General features: G+C 68.5%; 21 protein-coding genes. 4 read left to right on the forward strand and 17 right to left on the reverse strand.

The window, feature by feature from the left end; translation table 11 throughout:
* The first annotated feature begins 39 nt into the window (after positions 1 to 39).
* Together ACZK4Z_RS21695 and dkgB are read left to right on the forward strand one after the other, a co-directional pair.
* Complete coding sequence (locus ACZK4Z_RS21695; RefSeq protein WP_125895751.1) at positions 40 to 1,254, forward strand: MFS transporter; 1,215 nt, start codon at positions 40 to 42, stop codon at positions 1,252 to 1,254.
* An 87-nt stretch (positions 1,255 to 1,341) separates the two neighbouring features.
* On the forward strand, positions 1,342 to 2,151 hold the full coding sequence (gene dkgB, locus ACZK4Z_RS21700; RefSeq protein ID WP_125895752.1) for a 2,5-didehydrogluconate reductase DkgB: 810 nt from the start codon (positions 1,342 to 1,344) through the stop codon (positions 2,149 to 2,151).
* 113 nt (positions 2,152 to 2,264) lie between these two features.
* Here the strand turns inward: dkgB and ACZK4Z_RS21705 are convergent, their stop codons facing one another.
* On the reverse strand, positions 2,265 to 2,972 hold the full coding sequence (locus ACZK4Z_RS21705; protein WP_125895753.1) for an alpha/beta fold hydrolase: 708 nt from the start codon (positions 2,970 to 2,972) through the stop codon (positions 2,265 to 2,267).
* A 139-nt stretch (positions 2,973 to 3,111) separates the two neighbouring features.
* On the opposite strand from ACZK4Z_RS21705, the gene ACZK4Z_RS21710 reads away from it, so the two are divergent.
* Positions 3,112 to 3,492 carry a YbjQ family protein gene (locus ACZK4Z_RS21710; protein WP_071228577.1) on the forward strand — a complete coding sequence of 127 codons (381 nt, stop codon included), beginning with the start codon at positions 3,112 to 3,114 and terminating at the stop codon, positions 3,490 to 3,492.
* Positions 3,493 to 3,555: 63 nt separating this feature from the next.
* Here the strand turns inward: ACZK4Z_RS21710 and ACZK4Z_RS21715 are convergent, their stop codons facing one another.
* Both ACZK4Z_RS21715 and mgtE read right to left on the reverse strand, forming a co-directional pair.
* Entirely contained in the window at positions 3,556 to 6,276 is a 2,721-nt protein-coding gene (locus ACZK4Z_RS21715; RefSeq protein ID WP_125893375.1) for a bifunctional acetate--CoA ligase family protein/GNAT family N-acetyltransferase, read from the reverse strand.
* A 143-nt stretch (positions 6,277 to 6,419) separates the two neighbouring features.
* Positions 6,420 to 7,790 (reverse strand): magnesium transporter, encoded by a 1,371-nt coding sequence (gene mgtE / locus ACZK4Z_RS21720; protein WP_125893373.1) that lies wholly within the window; start codon positions 7,788 to 7,790, stop codon positions 6,420 to 6,422.
* A 346-nt stretch (positions 7,791 to 8,136) separates the two neighbouring features.
* Here mgtE and ACZK4Z_RS21725 point away from each other — a divergent pair, with 346 nt between their 5' ends.
* Positions 8,137 to 9,915, forward strand: a complete 1,779-nt coding sequence (locus tag ACZK4Z_RS21725) for a monovalent cation:proton antiporter-2 (CPA2) family protein (RefSeq protein ID WP_125893371.1) — start codon at positions 8,137 to 8,139, stop codon at positions 9,913 to 9,915.
* Between the two features lie 209 nt (positions 9,916 to 10,124).
* Here the strand turns inward: ACZK4Z_RS21725 and ACZK4Z_RS21730 are convergent, their stop codons facing one another.
* From ACZK4Z_RS21730 to ACZK4Z_RS21795, 14 genes are all read right to left on the reverse strand, one after another.
* Positions 10,125 to 13,463, reverse strand: a complete 3,339-nt coding sequence (locus ACZK4Z_RS21730) for an ankyrin repeat domain-containing protein (RefSeq protein ID WP_125893369.1) — start codon at positions 13,461 to 13,463, stop codon at positions 10,125 to 10,127.
* Entirely contained in the window at positions 13,456 to 13,716 is a 261-nt protein-coding gene (locus ACZK4Z_RS21735; protein ID WP_107431495.1) for a YcgL domain-containing protein, read from the reverse strand. Before ACZK4Z_RS21735 ends, ACZK4Z_RS21730 begins: the two co-directional genes overlap by 8 nt.
* A 160-nt stretch (positions 13,717 to 13,876) precedes the next feature.
* Positions 13,877 to 14,317 carry an excinuclease ATPase subunit gene (locus tag ACZK4Z_RS21740; protein ID WP_125893367.1) on the reverse strand — a complete coding sequence of 147 codons (441 nt, stop codon included), beginning with the start codon at positions 14,315 to 14,317 and terminating at the stop codon, positions 13,877 to 13,879.
* Between the two features lie 62 nt (positions 14,318 to 14,379).
* Entirely contained in the window at positions 14,380 to 15,618 is a 1,239-nt protein-coding gene (locus tag ACZK4Z_RS21745) for a beta-ketoacyl-ACP synthase (RefSeq protein ID WP_125893365.1), read from the reverse strand.
* Positions 15,618 to 16,349 carry a 3-ketoacyl-ACP reductase FabG2 gene (locus tag ACZK4Z_RS21750; protein WP_012512461.1) on the reverse strand — a complete coding sequence of 244 codons (732 nt, stop codon included), beginning with the start codon at positions 16,347 to 16,349 and terminating at the stop codon, positions 15,618 to 15,620. The genes ACZK4Z_RS21745 and ACZK4Z_RS21750 overlap by 1 nt, the downstream gene beginning before the upstream one ends.
* Positions 16,346 to 16,801, reverse strand: a complete 456-nt coding sequence (locus tag ACZK4Z_RS21755; protein WP_032129169.1) for a hotdog family protein — start codon at positions 16,799 to 16,801, stop codon at positions 16,346 to 16,348. The genes ACZK4Z_RS21750 and ACZK4Z_RS21755 overlap by 4 nt, the downstream gene beginning before the upstream one ends.
* Positions 16,798 to 17,982 (reverse strand): beta-ketoacyl-[acyl-carrier-protein] synthase family protein, encoded by a 1,185-nt coding sequence (locus ACZK4Z_RS21760; RefSeq protein ID WP_049424190.1) that lies wholly within the window; start codon positions 17,980 to 17,982, stop codon positions 16,798 to 16,800. The genes ACZK4Z_RS21755 and ACZK4Z_RS21760 overlap by 4 nt, the downstream gene beginning before the upstream one ends.
* Positions 17,979 to 18,536: a DUF3261 domain-containing protein gene (locus tag ACZK4Z_RS21765; protein WP_107433485.1), complete on the reverse strand. Its 558-nt coding sequence runs from the start codon at positions 18,534 to 18,536 to the stop codon at positions 17,979 to 17,981. Before ACZK4Z_RS21765 ends, ACZK4Z_RS21760 begins: the two co-directional genes overlap by 4 nt.
* Positions 18,524 to 19,774, reverse strand: a complete 1,251-nt coding sequence (locus tag ACZK4Z_RS21770; protein ID WP_049398624.1) for an NAD(P)/FAD-dependent oxidoreductase — start codon at positions 19,772 to 19,774, stop codon at positions 18,524 to 18,526. Before ACZK4Z_RS21770 ends, ACZK4Z_RS21765 begins: the two co-directional genes overlap by 13 nt.
* Before the next feature lie 53 nt (positions 19,775 to 19,827).
* Entirely contained in the window at positions 19,828 to 22,203 is a 2,376-nt protein-coding gene (locus ACZK4Z_RS21775; protein ID WP_478451074.1) for an MMPL family transporter, read from the reverse strand.
* On the reverse strand, positions 22,175 to 22,801 hold the full coding sequence (locus tag ACZK4Z_RS21780; RefSeq protein ID WP_180837871.1) for an outer membrane lipoprotein carrier protein LolA: 627 nt from the start codon (positions 22,799 to 22,801) through the stop codon (positions 22,175 to 22,177). Before ACZK4Z_RS21780 ends, ACZK4Z_RS21775 begins: the two co-directional genes overlap by 29 nt.
* Positions 22,798 to 23,229: an acyl-CoA thioesterase gene (locus ACZK4Z_RS21785; RefSeq protein WP_478451076.1), complete on the reverse strand. Its 432-nt coding sequence runs from the start codon at positions 23,227 to 23,229 to the stop codon at positions 22,798 to 22,800. Before ACZK4Z_RS21785 ends, ACZK4Z_RS21780 begins: the two co-directional genes overlap by 4 nt.
* A complete protein-coding gene (locus ACZK4Z_RS21790; protein WP_478451078.1) occupies positions 23,216 to 24,766 on the reverse strand; it encodes an HAL/PAL/TAL family ammonia-lyase in 1,551 nt (516 codons plus the stop codon). The genes ACZK4Z_RS21785 and ACZK4Z_RS21790 overlap by 14 nt, the downstream gene beginning before the upstream one ends.
* Positions 24,756 to 25,697 (reverse strand): LpxL/LpxP family acyltransferase, encoded by a 942-nt coding sequence (locus tag ACZK4Z_RS21795; RefSeq protein WP_049424200.1) that lies wholly within the window; start codon positions 25,695 to 25,697, stop codon positions 24,756 to 24,758. Before ACZK4Z_RS21795 ends, ACZK4Z_RS21790 begins: the two co-directional genes overlap by 11 nt.
* Position 25,698 lies beyond the last annotated feature (1 nt).

Here is a 25,698-nt window from a genome sequence, read left to right on the forward strand (position 1 = left end):
CGCAGACTGCGCAGCCTCTTCCTCCTGCTGGACCCTGTCATGACCCGTGGCATTCCCCTCGCCCTGCTGGCGTTGACCCTCGGTGCCTTCGCCATCGGCACCACCGAATTCGTCATCGTCGGCCTGATCCCGACCATCGCCGGAGACCTGCAGGTCAGCCTGCCCTCGGCCGGCCTGCTGGTCTCGCTGTACGCGCTGGGCGTGGCCATCGGCGCGCCGGTGCTGACTGCGCTGACCGGACGCGTACCGCGCAAGCAACTGCTGGTGGCGCTGATGGTGTTGTTCACGCTCGGCAATGTCGTCGCCTGGATGGCACCCGGGTATACCTCGCTGATCATCGCCCGCATCCTGACCGGCCTGGCGCACGGCGTGTTCTTCTCGATCGGCGCGATCATCGCCACCGCCGTGGTACCGAAGGAGAAGGCAGCCAGCGCGATCGCCATCATGTTCACCGGCCTGACCGTGGCACTGGTGACCGGCGTGCCGCTGGGCACCTTCATCGGCCAGCATCTGGGCTGGCGCGCGACCTTCCTGGCGGTGGCCGGCCTCGGCGTGGTCGCCCTGATCGGCGCGCTGCTGTTCGTACCGCGCACCCTGCCGCAGAGTCCGCCGGCCAGCCTCCGCCAGCAGCTGGCCGTGCTCGGCCAGCCACGCCTGCTGCTGGTCTATGCGATGACCGCGCTGGGCTACGGTGGCACCTTCCTGGCCTTCACCTATCTGGCGCCGATCCTGCAGGACGTCACCGGCCTTCCGGCCAACGCCGTGAGCCTGGTGCTGCTGGTGTACGGCGTGTCAGTGGCGATCGGCAACCTGTGGGGCGGGCGCATGGCCGACCGCATGGGCCCGGTGCCCGCACTGAAGCGCATCTTCGGACTGCTGGCATTAGTGCTGTTCGTGCTCACGTTCACTGCCTACAACACCTGGTTGATGCTGCTGACGGTGCTGGCGCTGGGTGCGGTAGCGTTCGGCAACGTGCCCGGCCTTCAGGTCTACGTGGTCAAGCAGGCGCAGCGCTATGCACCGCAGGCCACCGACGTGGCCTCGGGCCTGAACATCGCCGCGTTCAACGTCGGCATCGCCCTGGGCGCCTCGCTGGGCGGCCTGGTGGTGGAGCACATCGGCCTGATGCATACGCCCTGGCTGGGCGCGCTGGTGGTCGTGCTGGCCTACGCGCTGACCGTGCTCAGTGGCCGCCTCGACCGCCGCGATGGCGTCGACCACCGCGCCGACGGCATTGCCGCCACCGCGCATTGATCCATGCAATGCACCGTTGCCGGCATGCATACGGTGCCTGTCCTACCCTCTTCCCTCTGCTACTCCCTTCCCCCGTTGGAGCTTCCCATGACTGTCCCCGCTTTCGGTCTCGGCACCTTCCGCCTCAAAGACCAGACCGTGATCGACTCGGTGCGCAATGCGCTGGAGGTCGGCTACCGCGCCATCGATACCGCGCAGATCTACGGCAATGAAGCCGAAGTCGGCCAGGCCATCGCCGAGTCGGGCGTGCCGCGTGATGATCTGTACTTGACCACCAAGGTGTGGATCACCGAGTTCAAGCGCGATGCGCTGCTGGCCAGCCTGCGTACCAGCCTCGAGAAGATGCGCACCGACCGCGTCGACCTGGCGCTGATCCACTGGCCGTCACCGAATGACAAGGTCGACGTGCCGATGGAGGAATACCTGCCGGCACTGGCCGAGGCCAAGGCGCAGGGGCTGACCCGCGAGATCGGCATCTCCAACTTCACCATCGCGCAGACCCGCAAGGCGATCGAGATCCTCGGCGCCGAAGCCATCGCCACCAACCAGATCGAGATCCACCCGTACCTGCAGAACCGCCTGCTGGTGAAGTTCCTGCAGGACAACGGCATCCACATCACCGCCTACATGAGTCTGGCTTATGGCGAAGTGCTGAAGGACCCGGTGATCCAGGCCATTGCCGGCCGTCACCAGGCTACGCCGGCGCAGGTTGCGCTGGCGTGGGCGCTGCAGCAGGGCTTCTCGGTCATTCCGTCGTCGACCAAGCGCGAAAACCTGGCAGCCAACCTGGAAGCAGCGGCCGTACGCCTGACCGACGAAGACATGGCGCAGATCGCCAAGCTGGATCGCGGCCATCGCCTCGCGAATCCGGAAGGGATTGCCCCGGCCTGGGATTGATCCCAACTGGGGTTACGTATCGGAATCGTAGGTGCCGACCATGGTCGGCACTGGCCTCTGGTCAGTCGATGACACATCGTGCCGACCAGGGTCGGCACCTACCCAAGGCAGCGCTATCCCTCGCCTTGCAGCAACCACCCACGCATGGCCGCACTGACCTCGTCCGGCTTTTCCATCGGTGCCAGGTGCCCGCAATCGGGCACCACCACCAGCTGCGAGTGCGGCACCAGGGCGTGCATCTCCTCGCTCACCGCCAGCGGCGTGATGCGGTCGTTCGCACCGCAGACGATCAGCAGCGGATCGCGGTAGCCGGCCAGCACGTCATGGCCGTCGCGGCGCTCCAGCGCGCTCTGGCGCAGGAACACTTCGGCGCCCAACCGCCCGGTCATGTCGCGCACACGCTGCACCAGCACGTAGTCGTCCAGCCGCGAGGCATCGATGTAGCTGCGCATCAACGCGTCACCGAAGCCGTGGAATTTTCCCGGCAAGCGCACGCTGGCACGTTGGCTGCGGCGCTGCTCGGCACGTTCCGGCGAATCGGCATGGATCGAGGTATCGATCAGCGCCAGCTGCAGCACACGTTCCGGCGCGATGCGCAGGATCTGCTGGGCGACGAAGCCGCCCAGCGAGAAACCTGCCAGCGCAAAGCGCTCCGGCGCCTGAGCCAGCACGTCTTCGGCCACGCCCTGCAGGGTTTCACCGCGGGTCTGGTCGCCCACCGTGCAATCGGCGATGTCGGCCAGGTCAGCCAGCTGTGAGCGCCACAGCTCGGCATCGTTGAGCAGGCCGGGCAGTAGCAACAGGGGGATACGGTTGGTCATGGGGGTATTGTCGCGCCATCACGGTGACGGAGCCATGCCGCAACGGGCGGCTGCGTTGTAGAGTCGAGCCATGCTCGACTGCGCCACAGCCAGTCGAGCATGGCTCGACTCTACAGAAAGCAACGACACGGACGCGACCATGGCAGACCCCTACAACAGCGGCTCCCCTTCCCCGCCCGCGCTGCGCTTCGACGATGCGCTGGTCACCACCGCCTTCGAGCTGCCCGGCCATCGCGTCGTGCGCAATCTGGGTGTGGTCCGCGGCATCACCGTGCGCTCGCGCTCGATCGTCGGCAATTTCCTCGGCGGTATACAGACGATCTTCGGCGGCAACATCACCATCTACACCGAACTGTGCGAACAGGCTCGCGAGGAAACCTACCGCGACATGGTCAAGCACGCGCGGCAGCTGGGCGCCAACGCCATCATCGGCATGCGCTACGACGCCACCGATGTGATGACCGGGCTGACCGAGGTGCTGTGCTATGGCACGGCGGTGGTGGTGGAGCCCCTCCGCTAACCTGGCCGTAGAGTCGAGCTTGCTCGACTGCTTCCCGATGGCGACAGTCGAGCAAGCTCGACTCTACAAGTCCGGTGCCGGCACCTCGACCTGCTGCACCGGCAGGGTCACCATCATCACCGTCGGATCGTCTGGATCCAGCCTGGTCTTGAAGCCCAGGCTCTGGCACATCGCCAGCATGGTGCTGTTCTCGCGCAGCACCTGGCCTTCGACCACGTCCAGGCCCAGCCACTTGGCGTACTCGATCATGATCGCCATCAACCGCCAGCCGATGCCGTGGCCCTTCAGGTCCGAACGGATCAGGATGCCGTACTCGCCACGGTGGTAATCGGCATCGGCGTGCAGGCGTACCGCGCCCAGCATTTCGCCGCTGCGCGGTTCGATCGCCACCAGCGCGATCGAGCGTGCGTAATCGAGCTGGGTCAGGCGCGCGATGAACTCGTGGCTGAAGTGCTTCACCGACTGGAAGAAACGCAGGCGCAGATCCTCGTCACTGACGCGGGCGAAGAACGCACGGAACAGTGCGTCGTCCTCCGGCCGCACCGGGCGCACGAAGGCACGGCCGCCATCGGACAGCTCGATGGTGCGCTCCCACTCCTTCGGGTACGGGAACACAGAGAAACGCGGATGGCCGCGGCCCTTGTGCAGAATGCGCGACGGTGCCACCGCTACGCGGGCATCGAGGGCGAGGATGCCCTTGCCGTCGACCAGCAGCGGGTTGATGTCCAGCGTGCGCACTTCGGGGATATCGGCAGCCAGTTGTGCCAGCTTCACCAGCGCCAGCGCCAGTGCGCGCTCGTCAGCCGCCGGCACGTCACCGTAAGCCTTGAGGATGCGCGAGGCGCGGGTCTGGCCGATCAGCTCATGGGCCAGGCGCAGGTCCAGCGGCGGCAGCGCCAGTGCCTTGTCGTTGATCACTTCGACGGCAGTGCCGCCGCGACCGACCACGATCACCGGACCGAACGTCGCGTCATCGGCGATGCCGACGATCAGTTCGCGCGCCTTCGGGCGGACGATGGTCGGCTGTACCAGCAGGCCATCAATGCGTGCATCCGGCCGCAGCTGGCGTGCGCGCGACAGGATCGCGTTGGCCGCGCTCTGCACCGCCGGCAGCGTGGCCAGGTTGAGGCGCACGCCATCCACTTCCGACTTGTGCGGAATATCCGGCGAGAGAATCTTCAGTGCGACCGTGGCACCGCGCTCCAGCAGCGGCTGCGCCAGATCCATCGCTTCGTGCGCATCGCGCGCATGCATCACCGGCGCGGACGGAATGCCATAGGCCTTGAGCAGTTCATGGGTGGCCAGCGGGTCCAGCCACTGCTGGCCGTTGGCCAGCGCGGCATCGACCAGTGCGCGCGCGGCGGCCGTGTCGACACTGAAATCCTGCGGCAGGCTGGGCGGCGTTTCCATCAACGCGTTCTGCGCTTCGCGGTAGCGCACCAGGTGCTGGAAGCCACGTACGGCTTCGGCCTCGGTCGGGTAGGTCGGGACGCGTGCCGCGTTGAGCGTGGCCGTGGCCTGGTCGTCGTTGCCCAGCCACACCGCGAATACCGGCTTGTCGCGGTGATGGCGCGGGCGCAGGCCGAGTGTGCGGGTGAGCGCCTGCGCCGCGTCCGCCGATGAGGTGAACGCGGTCGGCACGTTCACCACCATCACCGCGTCATTCTCGTTGTCGGCCAGCAGCGCTTCGATGGCCGCGGCATAGCGATCACCATCGGCGTCGACCACGATGTCGACCGGATTGCTGCGCGACCAGCCCTGCGGCAGCACCGCGTCGAGTTTCTCGATGGTGCTGTCGGACAGGTTGGCCAGCGTGCCACGCAATGCGATCAGCTGGTCCACCGCAAGGCGACCCACACCACCACCGTTGCTGAGGATGGCCAGGCGGCGACCGGGGAACGTCCCCAACCGACCCAGCGATTCGGCGGCGGTGAACAGCTCGTCCAGCGCCCCCACGCGCAGCAGGCCGGCGCGGTTGAAGGCAGCACCGTACACATCATCGGCGCGGGCCAGGGCCTGCACATGGGTATCGCGGCTGCCCGGCTGCACGCGCTCGGCACGGCCGGACTTCACCACCACCACCGGCTTGGCACGCGCGGCGGCACGCGCGGCCGACATGAACTTGCGCGCATCCTTGATCTGCTCGACATAGAGCAGGATGGCGCGGGTACGGTAGTCGGTGGCGAAGTAGTCGAGCAGGTCGCCGAAGTCGACGTCCATCGTGTCGCCCAGCGAGACCACGGCGGAGAAGCCGACCGAGCGCGCCACACCCCATTCCACCAGCGCCGCCGCAATCGCCGAGGATTCGGAGATCAGCGCGAGGTCGCCGGCCTGCGGGAAGTGCGCGGCGATGCTGGCATTGAGCCGCGCATGCGGTGCGATCACGCCCAGGCAGTGCGGGCCAAGGATGCGCAGGCCGTGCTTGCGCGCCACCGTTTCCACCTGTTCCGACAACGAGCCCGGGCCTTCGCCCAGATGCGCGGTGAGGATGATCGCGGCCTGCACGCCGCGCTCGGCGGCGGTGCGTATCACCTGCGGCACGATCGCCGCCGGTGCGGTGATCACCACCAGCTCGGGCACCCAGTCCAGGTCCTTCAACCGCTTGACCGTGCGGATGCCATCGATCTCGGCGTGTCGCGGGTTGATCCAGGCCACCTTGCCGGGGAAGCCGGTGCCGCGCAGGTTGCGCATCACCGCGCGCCCGGCCGAGCGCTCGCGCGGGCTGCCGCCGATCACCGCGACCGACTGCGGACGGAACACAGACTGCAGGTGGTAGGTACTCATGCGCCTACGGTACCCAAAAAAGGGGACGGAGGGGATTAAGTCGTTTGTGCCTCATGTGCCTTAAACGACTTAATCCCCTCCGTCCCCTTTTTGTTCTGCATGCCGACCAAGGTCGGCACCTACCGGAGCACGATGGTTCCGGCTTACAGCAGCGTGCCGTGCAGGATCATCGCGGCGATGCTGAAGTAGATCACCAGGCCGGTCACGTCCACCAGGGTGGCCACGAACGGCGCCGAAGCGCTGGCCGGGTCGAAGCCGAGCCGTTTCAGGATGAAGGGCAGCATCGAGCCGGACAGCGAGCCGAAGGTGACGATGCCGACCAGCGCCGCGCCGATGGTGATCGCCAGCAGGATCCAGTGCTCGCCGTAGTCGTGCAGGCCGCCCAGCTGCCAGATCACGATGCGCACGATGGCCAGGCAGCCGAGAATCGCGCCCAGCACCATGCCGGTGGGCACTTCGCGCAGGGCCACCTTCCACCAGTCGCGCAGGCGCAGTTCGCGCAGTGCCAGGCTGCGGATCAGCAGCGAGGTGGCCTGCGAGCCGGAGTTGCCGCCCGAACTCATGATCAGCGGAATGAACAGGGTCAGCACCACGGCGCGCGCCAGTTCATCCTCGTAGTGCTGCATCGCGCTCGCGGTCAGCATCTCACCCAGGAACAGCACGCTCAGCCAGCCGGCGCGTTTGCGCAGCATCTCGAAGAAGCCGATCTGCATGTACGGCTTGTCCAGTGCCTCCATGCCGCCGAACTTGTGCGCGTCCTCGGTGGATTCCTCGATCAGCGCATCGAGCACGTCGTCCACGGTGACGATGCCGAGCATCTGCTGCTGCGCGTCGACCACCGGGATCGCCAGCAGGTCGTGGCGGCGGATCAGCCGTGCCACTTCCTCCTGGTCCATCAGCGCATCCACCGTCACCGGCGGATTGACCTGGGCCACATCCAGGATCGATTCCTCGGGCAGGCCGGTGATCAGCCGGCGCATGGTCACTACCTGCTGCAGCTGCTGGCTGGCTGGGTCCAGCACGTAGATCGCGTACACCGTCTCGCGGGTGCGCTCGACCTGGCGGATGTGCTGCAGGGTCTGCGCCACGGTCCAGCTGGCAGGCACCGCCACATACTCGGTGGTCATCAGCGCACCGGCAGTGTTCGGTGGGTAGCTGAGCAGCTTCTGGATGGCCTGGCGGGCGTCGGTGCCCAGCAGCGGTATCAGCCGCGCGCGTTCTTCCTCATCCAGCTCGTGGACGATGTCGGTGGCGCGGTCATCGGCCATCAGTCCCAGCAGCGCCGCAGCCCGCGCCGGCGGCAGCGCGGCCACCAGTTCGCCACTGCGGTGCAGCTCCGGCGCTTCCAGCATCTTCACCGCGCGCGGCAACGGCAGCGCCGCCAGCGTTTCCGCGGCGCGGGTCAGTTCCAGCGTATTGAGGAATTCCACCGCGTCGGCGGTGTTGTAGTTCGCCAGCGGTGCGGCCAGTGCGGCGGCATCGGCCACCGGGCGCAGCAATTGCTTCTGGTTCATCGGTTTTGCCTTGTGGGGGTGCGACCTCGCGCAACGCCAACGCAGGCAAACCGTCCCGATGTCAGGCGGTGGCCATCGCTGGCGTCGAACGAGGTCGACTTCTACTGTCGCTGGACATGGGTTGGGGACTCCGGGATGCGTATGCCGACGGACGCGCCGCCAGCGGCGGGCAGTCTGGACCCGTGGGCCATGCAGGTCAACCCGGCAGCCTTGCGCAGGGCGCCTGCCCGGCAGGTTGTTCTCGTGCATACACGGGCCGGCGCGCATAATGACGCGGTGGCACTCGCCTCCCCTTCCCCCACCCGAACGGACGCACCGCGGGCTTCTCCGATGACCAGGTATTCCCATGCATAGCGGTGGTCTGGAACTGGCCCTGGTGCTGCTGCTGGCGGCGGTCATCGCCGTGCCGGTGTTCAAGAAGTTCGGCTTCGGCGCGGTGCTGGGCTATCTGGCGGCCGGTGTGGTGCTGGGCCCGGACGGGCTGGGCTTTGTGCAGGACGCCGACCGCATCCTCGGCGCCGCCGAGATCGGCGTGGTGATGCTGCTGTTCGTGATCGGTCTGGAACTGTCGCCGGCCCGCCTGAAGGTGATGCGGCGCTCGGTGTTTGGTGCCGGTGCGGCACAGGTGGCGCTGTCCGGGCTGGTGCTGGGCGGCCTGCTGCTGCTCGACCATTTCCAATGGAAGAGCGCACTGGTGGTGGGCGTGGCACTGGCGCTGTCGTCCACCGCGGTCGGCCTGCAGCTGCTGTCAGAACACAAGGCGATCAACAGCGACCATGGCCGGCTCGGGTTCGCCATCCTGCTGTTCCAGGACCTGATCGCGATTCCGCTGCTGGCGGCCATCCCGCTGCTGGGCGGGGTAAAGAACGAGACCCTGCGCTGGGAAGACGCCGCCGTGGCCCTCGGCGCGCTGGCGGTGGTGATCCTGTGCGGGCGACCGGTGCTGCGCAGGGTGTTCGGCATCATCGCGCGTACCCGCAGCCCGGAAGTATTCACCGCGACCGCACTGCTGGTGGTGCTGGGCACCGCCTGGTTCATGCAGGAGGCCGGCCTCAGCCCCAGCCTGGGCGCGTTCCTGGCCGGCGTGCTGCTGTCCGATTCGGAGTTCCGGCACGAACTGGAAGCGCAGATCGAGCCGTTCAAGGGGCTGCTGCTGGGCCTGTTCTTCATTGCGGTGGGCATGGGCATCGACCTCGACCGCATCGTTGCCGAGCCGTGGCTGATCGCCGCCGGCGTGGCGATCCTGCTGGTGGTCAAATTCAGCCTGCTGTACGTGATCGGGCGCATCGCAAAGCTCAGTTCACGGCACTCGCTGCTACTGGGCAGCGTGCTGTGGCTGGGCGGCGAGTTCGCCTTCGTGGTGTTCAACGAAGCGCAGCGCGCGCACCTGCTGGGCAACGCCAACCATGACCGCCTGGTGGCGATCGTCGGCCTGTCGATGGCGATCACGCCACTGCTGATGATCGCGCTGCTCAAGCTGCTCGGCCAGGAGAAGGCAACGCCGCGCGAGGCAGCCGAGGCCGACAAGGTGGCGCCGGACAACCGGCCGAAGGTGCTGATTGCCGGCATGGGCCGCTTCGGCCAGGTCATCGCGCGCCTGCTGACCGCGCAGAAGGTGCCGTTCGTGGCACTGGAAGCGAACCCCGATACCGTGGCCGACCTGCGCCGCTTCGGCAACCAGCTGTACTACGGCGACCCGACCCGGCCGGAGATGCTGCGCGCGGCCGGCGGCGAGCACATCGATGTGTTCGTGATCACCGTGGACGACCCGGAGACCAACCTGCGCGCGGTGCGCATGGTGCGCCGGTTGTACCCGGACGCGAAGGTGCTGGCGCGCGCACGCAACCGCCAGCATGCGTGGCGCCTGATGGACATGTCGGCTGAGCCGTTCCGCGAAGTGTTCGGCACCAGCCTGGAAATGAGCGGGCGCGTGCTGACTGCATTGGGTGTTGCACCTGAAGTGGCTGAACGCCACGTGCAGCGCTTCCGTGAGCACGACGAGCAGCTGCTGCGCGACCAGTACCTGGTGTACGACGACGAGGCTGCGGTGATCCAGACCTCGCGCGATGCACGCAACGACCTGATGCACCTGTTCGAGGCCGACGCGGAAAGCGACGGCAAGTAGGCGTGCCGACCAACGGTCGGCACCCACCACAGATTGCGGTAGTGCCGGCCGCTGGCCGGCAGCCTCGAAATTCCGGTGGTTTCATGAGGTTGCCGGCCAGCGGCCGGCACTACCCACTGCGGATTCCGGCAGTAGATCCACGCCATGCGTGGATGCTTTGGATTCCGGACACGATCATCCACGCATGGCGTGGATCTACTGGGTCCCGATCAGCCGTTGTCGCGCAGGAACCGCGCCATCGACGAGACGCCAGGCACGCGCGGCTCGAACTCGCCGGCCACGTCGATGAAGCCCCGCATCACCGCGATCTCGCGCGGGCTGCGGTTGAGGCTGTCGCGCACTTCCGGATCGGCACCGGCGCGCAGCAGGCGCTGCACCAGCAGCGGCAGACCATGCAGCGCGGCCAGGTGCAGCGGGCCGAAACCGCGCGGATCACGCACGTCCAGGCTCACGTCCTCATCCAGCAGGCGTTCCACCGCCGCCATCACCACCTGCTCGTCGCAGGCGGTACCCGGCTCGGCACGCGCACCCAGCAGCAGCAGCAGCGGCGTGACCGAACCGGCAGCGGCCTGGTCCGGTTCGGCACCGGCCAGCAGCAGGGTGTCGAGCAGGGCCAGCAGGCGCGAGCGGTCGCGGGCACTGAAACCGTACAGCGCGGCACAGTGCAGCGGGCCCAGCTGCTGCGCGTCACCGGCATGCACGTCGGCACCGGCGGTGAGCAGGCGCGCGACGATGTCCGGCAGGCCCAGCGCCGAGGCCAGCATCAGCACGGTCACGCCGCCCGGCAGGCGGTGTTCCAGCTTGGCACCGGCGTCGAGCAGGGCCGAAACGATGTCCACCTGGCGCATGCTGACCGCCGCCGACAGCGGCGTCGCGCCACTGGCAGCGGCGTGCTGCGGATCGGCGCCGCGTGCCAGCAGCAGGTCGGTTACTGCCAGATGGCCACCACCGGCCGCACGCAGCAGCGCGGTGCAGCCCTGTGCGTCGACTGCGTCGACGGCAAATCCCAGATCGATCAGGCGGCGCACCGCATCGACGTCACCGGCCATCGCAGCGGCCGGCAGATCGGCCTCGCGCAGGGTGCGGCGCGGCAACGGCCACACCCGCCAGTCGAGCCAGTCGGCCAGGTCACGGCGACCGATCGACAGCGCCACGCCCAGCGGCGTCTGCCCATCGGCGGCACGTGCTTCCGGCGAGGCACCGTGCTGCACCAGCAGCTTCAGCGCGCCTTCGCGGGCCAATGCGGTGGCCAGATGCAATGCGGTCATGCCATGGCTGTCACGCGCTTCACGATCGACACCGGCCTTGAGCAGGGCCTGCTGCAGGCGCAGCCAGCCCAGGCGCACTGCCAGCGACAACGGCGGGTCACCCGCCGGCGAGGCCGCGAACGGATCGGCACCACGTTCCAGCAGTTCCAGCGCCAGCTGCTCCAGGCCACGGGCCGCCTGATCGTGCTGTGCGCAGGCGGCAAGGAAGCGCGCCAGGCCACCGCGTCCGGCCGGCGACAGGCCGCGCTGCAGCATGACCTGCAGCGCCGGCACCGCATCGATGCCGCGCGACAGCAGCGCGAACATCGGCGTGTCGGAGCAGGCGTCACGCACGTAGGGATCGGCGCCGTGGCCCAGCAGCCAATCGACCGCACGCGGCTCCAGTGCCAGTTCCGGATCGAGCAGCAGGCCACCCAGTTCTTCCGGCTGGCACAGCTTGGCCAGCGCGGCCATGCCATCGGTGTTGCCGAAGCCCAGCGCTTCGCGCAGCAGGGTCAGCGGCGGACGGTCCGGCAGCAGGCCACTGGCGCTGGCGGCTTCGCCGCGCTCGGCCAGGCCATCACTGACGGCGGCCGGCAACGGATAGGACGGGTCCAGCAGGGCCACAATCGCCCAGCGACCGGCTTCGGCGGCGTAGTCCACCGCACGGCGGCCAACCGGATCGGTGGCATCGGCGGCGATGCCCAGCTCGACCAGGCGCTTGATCAGCAATGGCGAGACATCCTCGGCCATCGCCGCCAGCTGCACCGCATTGCGGCCTTCGCCGTCCACCGCAACCAGATCCGGCTTGTGCGGCAGCAGATGCTCGACCACGGCAGCGCGGCCGGCACGGGCCGCTTCCAGCCACGGCGTACGGCCCAGCGCATCGCGCGCTTCCAGATTGGCACCGGCACCCAGCAGCACGCCGATGATCTCGACGTGGCCAGCCAGTGCGGCCTCATGCAGCGCGCTGCGGCGCTGGCGATCACGCGCGTCAGCCCGCGCCTTGTGCTTGAGCAGCAGCTGCACGCCGGCCGGATCGTCGTCTTCGGTGGCGGCGGCGGCCAGCAGCACCGGCGTACCCTCGGCCGGTTCGCTGCGCGCACCGCGTTCGAGCAGGAAGCGGGCCAGGCGCCAGTTGCCGACCTGGCAGGCCACGGCCAGCGGCGACCAGCCCTCGTTGTTCAGCGCGTCGACTTCGGCGGCGGCATCGCGCAGCAGCGCGGCCACGCCCGGGTCGGAACTGCGCGCCGCATGGTGCAGCGGGGTGTTGCCATCGCTGTCGATGGCACGCGAATCGGCACCGTTGGCGAGCAGGGTCATCACCGCTTCGGGACGGCCGTGCCAGCTGTCGCGGGTGGCGGCCAGCAGCGGGGTCATGCCCCGGTGCGGCGCATTCACATCGACGCCGCGGGCGATCAGTTCGCGCAGCAGGCGCAGGTCCGGCAGCACCGCGGCCAGCACCGCCAGGCTGCGCTGGTCGCGCCAGTTCGGGTCCGGCAGCGCATACGGATCGGCACCGGCCTGCAGCAGCTGCAGGCCACGGTCGATGCGGCCATGGCGGGCGGCTTCATACAGGGCCGGGGTCAGCTCCTGCGGCGCCATCGCCTCCAGCGGCGCGGTTTCGGCCGCAGCGGCGAACATCGGTTCGTGCTCGTTGCCGGCGCTGGCCAACGGGCTCGCGCGCAGCGACACCAAGGGTGCCGGCGCCACCCGCTGCAGCAGCAGGTGCAGCACGGGAGACAGCAGCACCACCGCCAGCGCGGCGGGCCAGCGCGCGCCTTCCGGCAACAGGCCCGGCCAGGCCGGCAGCACCACCAGCGCGGCCAGCGCGATCACCAGCGCGGCGACACCGAGACCGCGCCAGGCGGTCAGGTCGCGTCCGGCCAGTGCCTGCCAATGCTGGGCGAGATTGCCATCCAGGCGTTCGACATCGTTCCACAGCGGCCAGGTGCGCCAGGCCGCCAGCAGGCCGGCACTGACCAGCACGCTCAGGCCCAGCACCGCGGCCAGGCTGCCGCTGTCACGCAGCGCCGCCAGCGGCCAGGCCAGCAGCAGCGCCAGCAACAGCGGCGCTGCCGTCCACAATGCCAGCAGCGCCGGCAGGTCCTGGCGCGCGACGATCTTCAGCGGCAGCAGCGCGCGGCTGCGACGCCACCACGACACACCCAGCGCGAACGCCGGCTGCGCCAGTGCAGCAAGGATGGCACCCGGAACGCCGCCCACGGCGGCGCCAAGCGCCAGCACGGCACCCACGGCGAAGGCGATCGACAGGGCGCGCGGACGGGACGTGTCAGTCATAGTGGCGCGGCATCAGGCTGGCCACCGATGGCGGCACCTGCAGGTAGAACCCGCGCTCGCTCATTTCGCTGCGGACCTTGTCCGGATCGGCCTGGGCCAGGCGGCGCTGGGCATCCAGGGCCACGTCCAGGACGAAGGCGAGCGTCCCCAGCGAGGTGAGCAGCGGCGCAGGCAGCGCGCTGAAATCATCGCGACGGGGAACGTAGACGTAGGTGTCCGGCTTGAGTTGGCTTTTATAGACGTAGGCGTGCATGTCCGCGGGACGATAACCCGGGAAGAGCCATGATTGTGTCGGAAAGCCGACACCGGGGAAAGCCGTCAGCCGACGATGGCGGCGTGATCGGCGGCGTTTCCCCGGCGGGATTCAGCAATGTGGCGGCGGCGTTCAGCCAACGCCGCCGCCACACGGGCGCTTACTTGACCTTGGCGTAGGTGCCCTTCAGCGCGACACCGGCGAGGATCGCACCGGCATAGCATTCGTAGTTGGTGCTGCTCTTGAACTCGTTCTTCTTGTAGTAGCTGACGATGTCGACCACGGCGTTGGCGCCGCGCGACTTGGCACCGTCCTGCAGCGCGCGCAGCGCCGACAGCGCGACCCAGCGGCAGGCCTCGGCATCGCTCTTGTTGGCGGCGTTGGTCTTCTTGTTGGTCACGTCTTCGCCCAGGCGCTGCTGCACGCTGACCGGCTGGCCGGCCAGGTAAAAGCGGACGCTGCCGTCGATGCCGGCGTCCTTGGCAGCCTGCGAACTGACCAGTTCCTGCAGGGACTGCTCCACGCGGGTATCGCGGGCAGAAGCGGTGGAGGCCAGGGCCAGCAGCGTGGTGGCGGTGGCGATCATGAGAGTGCGGCGCATCGGAACATCTCCTTGTCGAGGGTGCGGGTAGGTTGCGGGAACAGCGGCGGTGGGGCGGTGGATCACTCGCGCCAGCGGCGGAACACCAGCGAGGTGTTGATGCCACCGAAGGCGAAGTTGTTGCTCATCACGTACTCGGCCTGCAGTTCACGGCCCTGCCCGGTGATGAAGTCGAGCTGGCCGCAGCGTGGATCGACCTCGGCCAGGTTCAGCGTGGGCGCGAACCAGCCGGCGCGCATCATCTCGATGCTCATCCAGGCCTCGAACGCACCACAGGCGCCCAGCATGTGGCCGACGTAGCTCTTCAGCGAGCTGATCGGCATGCGGCTGCCGAACACCTGCGCGGTGGCCTGGGTCTCGGCGATGTCACCGTGGTCGGTGGCGGTGCCGTGGGCGTTGACGTAGTCGATCTGCGCCGCGTCCAGCCCGGCATCCTCCAGCGCCAGGCGCATGGCCTGGGCCATGGTGTCGGCGCTGGGCTGGGTGACGTGCTGGCCATCGCTGTTGGTGCCGTAGCCGACCACTTCGGCAAGGATGGTGGCACCACGTGCCTGCGCGTGCTCCAGGTCTTCCAGGATCAGCGTACAGGCACCCTCGCCCAGCACCAGGCCATCGCGGCCGGCATCGAACGGGCGCGGCGTGGTCTGCGGCGCATCATTGCGCACGCTGGTGGCGAACAGGGTGTCGAACACTGCCGCGGCAGTGGCATCGAGCTGCTCGGCACCGCCAGCCACCATCACCGTCTGCTTGCCGCTGCGGATCGCTTCGTAGGCCGCGCCCACGCCCTGGCTGCCCGAGGTGCAGGCACTGGAGGTGGTGTAGACGCGCCCGGACAAACCAAAGAACACACCGATGTTGACCGGCGCGGTGTGGCTCATCATCTTCAGGTAGGTGGTGGCACTGATGCCGTCGGTGGTGAACTCGTTGAGCATGCGGCCGAATTCACCGGTGGCCTCGTGGCTGCCCGAGGACGAGCCGTAGGCCACGCCGGTGCGGCCACTGCGCAGCACCGGGTGCTCGTGCAGGCCAGCCTCGCGCAGTGCCACCTCGGTGGCGCGCACCGACATGATCGCGACCTTGCCCATCGAGCGGGTGGTCTTGCGGTTGTAGTTCGGCGGCAGCTCGAAGTCCTGCGCCGGCGCGGCCAGCTTGGTGTTCAGGCCGGCATAGACATCCCATTCGGGCATCGTGCGCACGGCATTGCAGCAGCTGCGCAGGTGCGCTTCGATGGTCGGCCAGTCGTGGCCGAGCGGACTGATGGCAGCGGCACCGGTGACCACCACGCGACGATCGGCAGCCATCAGAGCATGCCTCCGTTCACCGAGATCACCTGGCGGGTGATGTAGCCGGCCGGCTCGGACAGCAGGAACGCCACCGTGGCCGCCACTTCGTCGGGACGACCGACGCGGCCGGCGGGAATCAGCTTGAGCGCGTGTTCGATCACTTCATCGTTGAGCATTTCGGTCTCGATCAGGCCCGGGGCCACGCAGTTGACGGTGATCTGGCGGCTGGCCAGTTCCAGCGCCAGCGCCTTGGTGGCACCGATGATGCCGGCCTTGGCGGCACTGTAATTGACCTGGCCGCGGTTGCCGGCCAGCCCGGACACCGACGACAGGGTGACGATGCGGCCCGGCTTGCGCCGCCGCACCATCGGCATGATCAGCGGATGCAGCACGTTGTAGAAGCCATCCAGGTTGGTGTGGATGACCTGGTCCCAATCCTCCGCCGACAGCGCCGGGAAGGCGCCATCACGGGCGATGCCGGCATTGCAGACCACGCCGTAGTACGCGCCGTGCGCTTCGACATCGGCCTCCAGCGCGGCGCGTGCGGCCTCGCGGTCGGCTACGTCGAACGCCAGCACGCGGGCCTGCTGGCCCATGGCCTGGATCTCGGCCACCACGGCCTGTGCCTCTTCCAGGCGGCTGCGGCAATGCACCACCACGTCGAAGCCATCGCGCGCGATGCGCAGCGCGATGGCCCGGCCGATGCCCCGGCTGGCGCCGGTCACCAGCACGCTTCGATTCCCTGTCATGCCTGTCCACTCTCCAGATAGGCCATCGCGTCGGCCGGTTCGAACACCGACACGTTGGCTGTCGCCCATTCGTCCTCGCCCGCCAGGATGCGGCAGGCGAACATCCCCAATCCATTGTCACCCAACAGCTCGCAGCGCGCCTGTACGCGCAGCCGCGAACCGCTGGGGAAGCTGCTGCGCGCGCTGCTGTAGCGGCGGCTGCCGAGCAGGAAGCCCAGCTGCGGCGGCTTGCCGGCCGCACGCGCGCGGCAGCCGGCCCAGGCCGCGATGGCCTGCGCCATGTATTCGATGCCGACCCACGCCGGCACTTCGCCGTTCTCCACGAACAGGCCGGATTCGGGCACCACCAGTTCAGCCTCGAGGGTGTCCTGGTCCCACTGCGTGATGCGCTCCAGCAGGCACATGTCCTGGCGGTGCGGCACCACGTCCTCGATCGCGTACAGCGTGTTCATCGACGCTCCAGTGCCAGCACGGCATTGCTGCCGCCGAAGGCGAACGAATTGCTCAGCACCCGCCGCGGCGCCTGCGCCAGGCAGGAGCCCGGCGCGACCAGCGGCAGCACCGGCAGTGCGGGGTCGGGCACGCCGTCCCACCAGTGCGGCGGCAGCTGCTGCTGTGGGTTCTCGGCCAGCAGGATCCAGCACAGCGCCGCCTCGATCGCGCCCGAGGCACCCAGCGTATGGCCGGTCAGCGGCTTGGTCGAACTGGCCGGCACGCCATTGCCCAGCACCTGCGAGACCGCCAGGCTTTCCATCGCATCGTTGTGCCCGGTGGCGGTGCCATGCAGGTTCACGTAATCCACTTCGTCGGCGCCCCAGCCGGCGCGCAGCAGCGCCTGCTGCAGGGCGTCGATGGCCCCCATCCCCTGCGGATCGGGGGCGGACATGTGATGGGCATCGGCCGATTCGCCCCACCCGGCCAGGCACACCGGACCCGGCTCGCGGGTAAGCAGGAACAGCGCGGCGCCCTCGCCGATGTTGATGCCGGAGCGGTGCTGCGAGAACGGATTGCAGCGCAGTGCCGACACCGATTCCAACGCGCTGAAGCCGGCCACGGTGAAGCGGCACAGCGAATCGGCACCGCCGGCAATCACCGCATCGACGATGCCGGCGCGCAGCATCCGGGCGGCCGACATCAGCGCCTTGGCGCTGGACGAGCAGGCGGTGGACAGGGTCCATGCCGGCCCCTGTGCACCACTGCGCTGGCGCACGAACTGCGCGGCGGTGCCCATTTCCTGCTGGGCGTAATCGAAGCCCTGCGGCCACTGGCCCTGTTCGGCGTGGGTGCGCAGGGCCTGCTCGGATTCACCAATGCCCGAGGTGCTGGTACCCAGCACCACCGCCACACGCTCGGCACCATGGCGGGCGATCGCGGCGGCCACCGCTGGTGCGATCTGCGCCAGTGCCACGTCCAGCAGGGCGTTGTTGCGCCCGCGCAGGGCCACCGGCAGGTCCTCCAGCGCCGGCAGTGGCGTGCGCACCTCTCCCAGCGCCAGGGTGCGCCCCGGCAGCAGGCTGTCGTTGTCGCTGAGCCCGCCCGGCACATCGGCGAACATCGCCGACGCGACCGCGGCGCGGCCATCGCCGAGCGCGCAGACCACGCCCAGGTCGTTCAGGTAGATCGGTGCACTCATCGGTCCTGCCCGGCCATGTCGATCGATTCGATGCGCAGCGCATAGCCTTCGGCGCGGTTGTCCAACTGCACGCTGCCATCGTCCAGGCGCTGCAGCTGCAGCCACACCGTGCCGTCGCGCGACAGGCTGCGCTGCCGGCCGTCATCGCTGACCTGCCAGCCGGCCGGCAGCGCGGCGGCAATGGCCGCGGTCGGCCACAGCGCGAACTGCAGGTCATCCAGCACACGCTCGGCACGTACCTGCGGCGGCAGCCACGGTGCGCGCTGCTGGGTCAGCTGCTGGCCGTCCCACTGCAGGCGCACGCCGGTCTGGCCCATCGCCTGCACCGCCAGCTGCACCTGCTGCGCATCGGCTTCCAGCAGAGCATCCAGGTCGCGCTCATGCGTACCGAAACGGAAATGCAGCTGCTGCTGCAATGCCAGCGGCGCCGGCAGGCTGGCCGGCGACAGGCGCAGCGGCGGCAGTTCCACCAATGGCTTGGGCATGCGGCCGGCACAGGCGGCCAGCAGCAGGCACAGCAGCACGGCCGCGGTACGGGCGATCAGGCGCTGCACAGCTGCTCCAGCACGCGCATGCGGCGGCCGCTTTCGTCGGCCACATACGGGTTGTTGGTGTCCCAGGCGTAGCCGGCCAGGATGGAACTGATCATGTCGCGTACTTCGGGCTGCTGCTGCGGGTGGTAGATGATCTTCTGGAAGCCGCCCTCGTACCAGCTTTCAACGAAGCGGCGGAAGGTCTTCACGCCGGCACGCAGCGGGATCGAGAATTCAGCTTCCCAGTCGACGGTTTCGCCGGCATAGCGGCGCGCCAGGCATTCGCTGGCCAGCTGCGCGGACTTGAAGGCGATGGTGACGCCGGAGGAGAACACCGGGTCAAGGAACTCGCCGGCATTGCCCAGCAGGGCGTAGCCCGGGCCCCACAACGAGCTGACATTGGCCGAGTAACCGGTGATGCGACGCACCGGCAGCACCGCCCATTCGGCGTTGGCCAGCAGCCGGGTCAGGTTGGGGTCCTCGCCGACGATGGCCTGCAGCTTCTGCAGGTCGTCGCCTTCGTAGCGTTCGAAGAACGACGGCTCGGCGACCACGCCCAGCGAGCAGCAGCCGTTGGAGAACGGGATCGTCCAGTACCAGACGTCGATGTGCTCGGGATGGGTGGTGATCAGGATCTTGTTGCGATCGAAGTCCGCTTCGGCCGGAATGTTGTCGCGCACGTGGCAGAAGATCGCGCCGCGCACCGGGAAGTTGGACGGCGATTCCAGCTGCAGCAGGCGCGGCAGCAGGCGTGCGAAACCGGATGCATCGAGGATGAAATCGGCTTCGATGCGGTACTCGCTGCCGTCCGGACGGCGCACGGTCACCGCCGGCTGCTCGCCCTGCTCGACCGCAAGCACTTCATCGCCGAAGCGCAGCGTGGTGCCCATGCGTTCGGCGCCGCGCGCCAGCACGTTGTCGAAGTCGGCGCGCTGCACCTGGTAGGTGGTGCCCCAACCTGGCGAGAACTTCTTCCTGAAGTCGAACGCGGTGCGCGCCTCGCCATGCACGAAGGCGGCGCCGTTCTTGTGCTGGAAGCCCGCTTCGACCACGTCCTGCAGCAGGCCTGCCGCTTCGATGTACTCCATGCTCTGCGGCAGCAGGCTTTCACCGATCGAGAAGCGCGGGAACTGCTGGCGCTCCAGCATCAGCACCTGGCGGCCCTGCTGGCGCAGCATCGCCGCGGCCACCGAGCCGGCCGGGCCCGCGCCGATGATCAGGATTTCAGTACGTTCGACAGCATCCACAGCAGTATTCATCGGTGCGTCCTTGTTGCTCGATCAGGTGGAAAGAAGGAAGTCGGAAGACAGGTTCAAGCTGGCGGCAGGTCATGTGGCGGCGGCCGGAACAGCGGCGAGATCAACCAGACCAGGCCGATGCCGAACAGCAGGGTCAGGCCGAACGCGCGCAGCGCCGGGGTCTGCGACAGGCCCAGCAGGCCGAACGACAGCCAGGTGCTGGCCGCGCCCACGCACACTGCCAGCCAGGCGCTGGCATCGCCACGGTGCTCGATCAGGAAGATGCCGTAGTCGATGCCCATGCCCAGCAGCAGCATCAGTGCCAGCACGTTGAACAGCTGCAGCGGCTGGCCGAACAGGCCCAGCAGGCCCAGGGTCAAGGCACCGGCAATCAGGGTCGGCGCGAACACGCGCCAGGCCTGGCGGCGGTAGCGCAGCCACAGCGCGCCGAACACCAGCGCGATGCCGACCAGCAGCAGCCCACCCATCAGCTTGCGGTAGTGACCCAGCAGCGTGGAGAAGTCGGCGGTGCGGTCCACCCAGCGCACACCCGGCAGGCCTTCGGCCGCGCCCTGCAGGGTGGTCAGCGCATCGGCGCGCGACAGGTCATCGACCATCACCACGCTGATCATCTGCCCACCGACCTCGCCCACCCACAGATGACGGAACGGCTGCGAGGCCGGCGAGGCCAGGAAGGCTTCGGCGCTGAGCGGCGCTGCCGCGAACTGCGGTCGCTGCAGCGGCTCGCCCACGGCCTCGGACACGGCTGACAGCACGCCGGGTTCCACCTTCGCGGTCAGCGCGGCATCGGCCTGCTGCCGCGACGGCGACGGCAGCCAATCGCTGATCGCGCGATAGCCACCAATGCGCTTGCCGTTGGCCAATACACGCAGGCGTTCGGTCAGCGCTTCTTCGCGCTGCAGCAGCTGCGCGGCATCGGCACCCTGCACCAGGTAGAACTGCGCCGGGCTGGGCATGCCCAGCAACTGGCTCAGGCGGATCTGCTGCGCCATCAATGCCGGCGGCGACGACTGCAGGCTGCGCAGGTCGTCGTTGCTCTGCAGGCGCGCGATGCCGATGGCAGACAGTGCCAGCGTGATCACCACGAACATCGTCACCGCGCGGCGGCCATGCAGGCGCGGGAAACGCTCCAGCGTGTTGCCCAGCCACTGCGAGAAGCGGGTCTGGCGGATCTCGCCACCATCCAGCCACGGGAACCAGAAGATCACCGTGAGGAAGGCGGCAGCCAGGCCGACCACCGAGAACAGCGCCATCTGGCGCAGGCCCGGGAACGGGGCCAGGCCCAATGCCAGGTAGGCCAGCGCACTGGTCAGCAGGGCCAGCCACAGGCCAGGCAGCAGATGCCGCAGCAGCTTCCAGCGACGATCGGCCGGCTCGGCCTGGCGCGAGGCAAACCAGTGGATGCCGTAATCCTCGGCCACGCCCACCAGCGATGCACCGAACACCAGGGTCAGCACGTGCACCTTGCCGAACACCAGCACGGTCACTGCCAGCGCCACGCCACAGCCGATCAGCAGTGAGGCGGCGACCAGCAGGATCGGCCGCAGCGAGCGGAATGCCAGCCACACCAGCAGCAGCACCGCCGCCAGCGACCCCCAACCGATGGTGTTGATCTCCTGGTTGGCCTGCACCGCGGCCGCTTCGGCGTGCAGTGGCACGCCGGCATGCAGGATTTCCAGCTCCGGCGCCGCTGCCGTGGCGGCCTGCCCGGCGCGTTCCAGCAGGCCATCGAGATGGCGCTCGCCGTCCAGCTGGAACGCCGAGCCGGGCGTATCGAACTGCAGCACGGCCCAGTGCCTGCCCTCGGCTTCAAGCAGGCCGTCATCGCCCAACCGCAGCCCCGACCCCTGCGCCTGCTGCTGCCACCATTGCGACCACAGCGACAACGGGTCCTGCCGCCAGTCGGTCAGGCGCGGCGCGCCCATCGGGCCGTACAGCGCGGCCAACGCCTGTTCGGCCAGCGCGCCCGGCTCGCTGCCCTGCAGCTGCTCGCGCTGGGCCGGGGTCAGCAGGCGGTCACGGTACGGCGCGTAGAACGCGCGCGCCTCATCGAACCAGCCTTCGATCGAGCCGCTGGGTACCAGCAGGGCGTGATCGGCGTCCTTGGCCATGGCCGCGGCAAAAGCCGCCTGCGCACGCTTGGCGGCGGCGCCGTCCTTGCTGCCCAGCAGCACCACCACCTGCCGCGAACTGCCATCGGCAATGCGCCGGGTGACATCGCTCAACAGGCGGTCGTGTGCATCCTGCGGCAGCAGGGCGAGGATGTCGGTGTCGATCCGCGATTGCTGGCTCCACAGGCGCCACTGCTGCGCACCCATTACCAGCAGCACCAGCAGCCAGGCGATGCCCAGCCAGTGCCACCAGCGCCGCAACCGGTCCGGTGCGTTCGATGCCGCGGCCTCACTCAAAGCGGCGGGCCTCGTCGGCATTGAGCGTGGCCGGCGTCTCGCTCAACGCGCTGAACTGGATCTGCGTGCGGTCTTTGTTGGCCTCCACGATCTCGACCTGGCGCACGTAGCGGTCGCCCTGCAGGGTCAGCGATTCGAAAGCCTTGGCCAGCATCGCCGACTTCGGCGTCAGGCGCAGCCGCCAGCCTTGTCCTTCACGGCTGGCCGCAACGTTGAACTGGCTGGACAGCGCCTGCACGTCGCCACTCATCAGCGCGAACATGATCGCGTTCACCGAACGCATCGCCGGTTGCTGCCGTGCATCGAGTTCGACGCGGGTGCTGCCATCGCGCTGGCGGCTGAGGATGCGGTCGGCGGTGACCACCACCTCGGAGGGGAACGGCTTGAGCGTGGTCCAGATCACACCGTGCTGGCGCGCGACCACGAACCGGCCCTGCGAGCGCAGCGGATTCTTGAAGCCGCTGACCTGCTTTTCCTGGCTGAACTGGCCGCGCAGCACGTCCGGCCGCGCCACCGCCTGGGTGATCGCATCGATGGCGGGGTCGGCCGCCTGCACCAGCGGTGCGGCCAGCAGCAGCGCGCACAGCAGCGCACGGGCGAAACGGTTCGCTCGGTTCATGGAGCAGGCACTCCCAGGCGTTCCCACAGTACCGGCGGGCACTGGTACAGCATTTCCTTGCTGGTCGCGTCCACCGCAACCTGGATGGTCATCGCACGGGTCAGCACCTGGCCGCTCTGCGCATCGAGAATTTCGTACTCGATCTTCAGCCGGTTCTCCCATTCCACGATGCGCGCGATCACGCGCAGGGCCTGGTTGAACAGCAACGGACGCACGTACTTCACCCGCGCATCGACCACCGGCCACAGGTAGCCCGATTCGAGCATCTGCGGGTAGTCGTAGTCGTAGCGCCCGAGCAGCGCGCAGCGCGCGATCTCGAAGTACTTGAAGTAGTTGCCATGCCAGACCACGTTCATCGGATCGCAGTCATGGAAGGCGGGGGTCAGCGAAATCTCGCCGGCCCGTTCGATTGCTTCATTCACCGGCATACAGCTCCCAACGTTGCGCGCGGATCTCCACCAGCAGCTCCCGCAGTTCGCGATCCAGCGCGCGGTCTTCTTCAACCAGGGCGATGCGCTGCCCCAGGTCGGCGTACATGTCGGCCAGACTGCCATGCAGCTGCGCGTTCATGCCAACCCGTTCGCGCAGCGCCAGGCCCTGGCGGGCAGCGATCAGCATCGCGGCCACCACCTGTTCAGTCAGCTCGATCACGCGCAGGCAATCGCGCGCGGCAATGGTGCCCATGCTGACCTTGTCCTGGTTGTGGCATTCGGTGGAGCGCGAGAACACGCTGGCCGGCATGGTCTGCTTCAGCGTTTCGGCGGTCCACGCCGAAACGCTGATCTGCAGCGCCTTCAGGCCATGGTTGATGGCCGCGCGCGGGCCGGTGGCCGCCGACAGGTTGGCCGGCAGGCCGTGGTTGTAGCGGGCATCAACCACCAGCGCCAGCTGCCGGTCGAGCAGATCGGCAAGGTTGGCCACGGTGTTCTTCAGGGTGTCCATCGCCAGCGCGATGTGGCCGCCATAGAAGTGGCCGCCGTGCAGGATGCGCTCGCCATCGGCGTCGATCAGCGGGTTGTCGTTGGCGCTGTTCAGCTCGGTTTCGATCAGCTGGCGCAGGAACGGCAGGCTGTCTTCCAGCACGCCGATCACATGCGGCGCGCAGCGCAGCGAGTAGCGGTCCTGCAGGCGCTGTTCATTGCGCGGCGGACGCTCGCTGTGCAGGTCGCTGCGCAGGCGCGCGGCGATGCGGCCCTGGCCCGGGTGTGGCTTGGCGGCGAACAGGGTTTCGTCGAAGTGATGCGCGTTGCCGTCGCTGGCCAGCACGTTGAACGCAGTCAGCCGCGTGGCCATGCGCGCCAGGTAATCGGCGCGCTGCCAGGCCAGGCAGGCCAGGCCGGTCATCACGGCGGTACCGTTCATGATCGCCAGGCCTTCCTTCGGCCGCAGCTTCAACGGGGTCATGCCGATCTTCGCCAACACATCCGCCGCCGGCTGCACGCGGCCGTCGTGCAGCACCTCGCGCTCGCCGCACAGCACCGCGGCCACGTACGACAGCGGGGTCAGGTCACCGCTGGCACCCACCGAGCCCTCGGCCGGAATCATCGGCAGCACGTCGTGCTGCAGCAGTGTGGCCAGGCCTTCCAGCAGCGGCACACTGACACCGGACATGCCACGCACCAGCGACGCCAGGCGCGCAGCCAGCACCGCGCGGGTCTCGACCGGGTCCAGGTAACGGCCCAGGCCACAGCCGTGGTAGGTGTACAGGTGGTGCGGCAGCTCAGCCACCAGCGCCGGCGGGATGTTCACCGTGCACGAGTCGCCGTAGCCGGTGGTCACGCCGTAGATCACGCCGTCCTCGCGCAGCAGGCGGTCGAGGAAGTCGGCACCGCGCTGGATATGCGCGCGGAACGCCGGCGCGTCGCTCAGTGCGGCCTCGCACTGGCGCTGGGCCAGAGCAACCACGTCTTCAATGGTCAACGGTGCATCGCCAAAGCGGCACACGGGTACGGCGTCAGTCGTCATGCGGAGCCTGATCCCAGAAGGGGAAGAAGTTGAACCAGTCCAACGGGGACTGGATGACCTGGAGTTCCAGCCAGCGCGCGAAGCGCTGTGCCTGTTCGGCCAGTGCGGCATCGCGCGAGCCACGCGGCAGCACGATGCGTTCGGCGAACTGTTCAAACGCCACGCGATAACCCTCGCCCTGGTGCAGGCAGGCCATCGTGTAGACCGGGCAGCCCAGCGCGGCGGCGAGCACGTAGGCACCGATCGGGAACGGCGCGCGGTGGCCAAGGAAATCGGCGGTGACGCTGCGGCCGCCCTGCACCGGCGTGCGGTCGCCGACGATGGCGACGAAGCCACCGGCCGCCACGCGCTCTGCCAGCATCACTGCCGTGGCCGGGCCCATTTCGGTTACCTGCACCAGCTCCACCGCCGCCAGCGGGTCCAGCCGCTGCAGCAGGCGGTTGAAGCGCTGCGCATGCGCGGTGTGCACCAGCACGGTGATGCGGAACCCCGGCACCTGTTCGGCCAGTACCTGGCACAGCTCCAGGCAGCCGATGTGCGCGGTGAGGATCAGCCCGCCTTCGCGGCGCGCGATCTTCTCCAGCACCAGGTCGCGATGCAGGTGGATGCGTTCGGCCGGATAGCGCCCGCCCAGGCCGAGGATCTTGTCCAGCATCGTATCGGCGAAGGCGAAGAAGTGGCGCAGGCTGTCACCCCGGGTCGGCGTGCGGCCGAGCACGCCGCTGTATGCCTGCAGCCGCTGCAGGTACTGCATCGAGGCCTGGCGGCCGACGCGGTTGCCCAGCCAATGGCAGGCCACCACCGGCCACACGCACAGGCGGAACGGCCAGCGCCCGAACCAGCGGTGCACCCAGCACAGGAACAGCACGCCGGCCACCGAGGTGGATTCGCCGATGTCGGCCCAGTGCGGGGCACCCTGTGCGGCCGCCATC

The sequence above is a fragment of the Stenotrophomonas sp. 71799_Sma genome, from assembly GCF_056482505.1.

Coding starts and splice junctions, on each gene's coding strand:
- dkgB (WP_125895752.1), top strand. CDS start 1,342: ATGACTGTCCCCGCTTTCGGTCTCGGCACCTTCCGCCTCAAAGACCAG.
- ACZK4Z_RS21735 (WP_107431495.1), bottom strand. CDS start 13,716: ATGCACGCCTACGTCTATAAAAGCCAACTCAAGCCGGACACCTACGTC.
- ACZK4Z_RS21705 (WP_125895753.1), bottom strand. CDS start 2,972: ATGACCAACCGTATCCCCCTGTTGCTACTGCCCGGCCTGCTCAACGAT.
- ACZK4Z_RS21715 (WP_125893375.1), bottom strand. CDS start 6,276: ATGAGTACCTACCACCTGCAGTCTGTGTTCCGTCCGCAGTCGGTCGCG.
- ACZK4Z_RS21780 (WP_180837871.1), bottom strand. CDS start 22,801: ATGAACCGAGCGAACCGTTTCGCCCGTGCGCTGCTGTGCGCGCTGCTG.
- ACZK4Z_RS21740 (WP_125893367.1), bottom strand. CDS start 14,317: ATGCGCCGCACTCTCATGATCGCCACCGCCACCACGCTGCTGGCCCTG.
- mgtE (WP_125893373.1), bottom strand. CDS start 7,790: ATGAACCAGAAGCAATTGCTGCGCCCGGTGGCCGATGCCGCCGCACTG.
- ACZK4Z_RS21695 (WP_125895751.1), top strand. CDS start 40: ATGACCCGTGGCATTCCCCTCGCCCTGCTGGCGTTGACCCTCGGTGCC.
- ACZK4Z_RS21750 (WP_012512461.1), bottom strand. CDS start 16,349: ATGACAGGGAATCGAAGCGTGCTGGTGACCGGCGCCAGCCGGGGCATC.
- ACZK4Z_RS21710 (WP_071228577.1), top strand. CDS start 3,112: ATGGCAGACCCCTACAACAGCGGCTCCCCTTCCCCGCCCGCGCTGCGC.
- ACZK4Z_RS21770 (WP_049398624.1), bottom strand. CDS start 19,774: ATGAATACTGCTGTGGATGCTGTCGAACGTACTGAAATCCTGATCATC.
- ACZK4Z_RS21775 (WP_478451074.1), bottom strand. CDS start 22,203: ATGCCGACGAGGCCCGCCGCTTTGAGTGAGGCCGCGGCATCGAACGCA.
- ACZK4Z_RS21760 (WP_049424190.1), bottom strand. CDS start 17,982: ATGAGTGCACCGATCTACCTGAACGACCTGGGCGTGGTCTGCGCGCTC.
- ACZK4Z_RS21795 (WP_049424200.1), bottom strand. CDS start 25,697: ATGGCGGCCGCACAGGGTGCCCCGCACTGGGCCGACATCGGCGAATCC.
- ACZK4Z_RS21755 (WP_032129169.1), bottom strand. CDS start 16,801: ATGAACACGCTGTACGCGATCGAGGACGTGGTGCCGCACCGCCAGGAC.
- ACZK4Z_RS21785 (WP_478451076.1), bottom strand. CDS start 23,229: ATGCCGGTGAATGAAGCAATCGAACGGGCCGGCGAGATTTCGCTGACC.
- ACZK4Z_RS21730 (WP_125893369.1), bottom strand. CDS start 13,463: ATGACTGACACGTCCCGTCCGCGCGCCCTGTCGATCGCCTTCGCCGTG.
- ACZK4Z_RS21725 (WP_125893371.1), top strand. CDS start 8,137: ATGCATAGCGGTGGTCTGGAACTGGCCCTGGTGCTGCTGCTGGCGGCG.
- ACZK4Z_RS21745 (WP_125893365.1), bottom strand. CDS start 15,618: ATGGCTGCCGATCGTCGCGTGGTGGTCACCGGTGCCGCTGCCATCAGT.
- ACZK4Z_RS21790 (WP_478451078.1), bottom strand. CDS start 24,766: ATGACGACTGACGCCGTACCCGTGTGCCGCTTTGGCGATGCACCGTTG.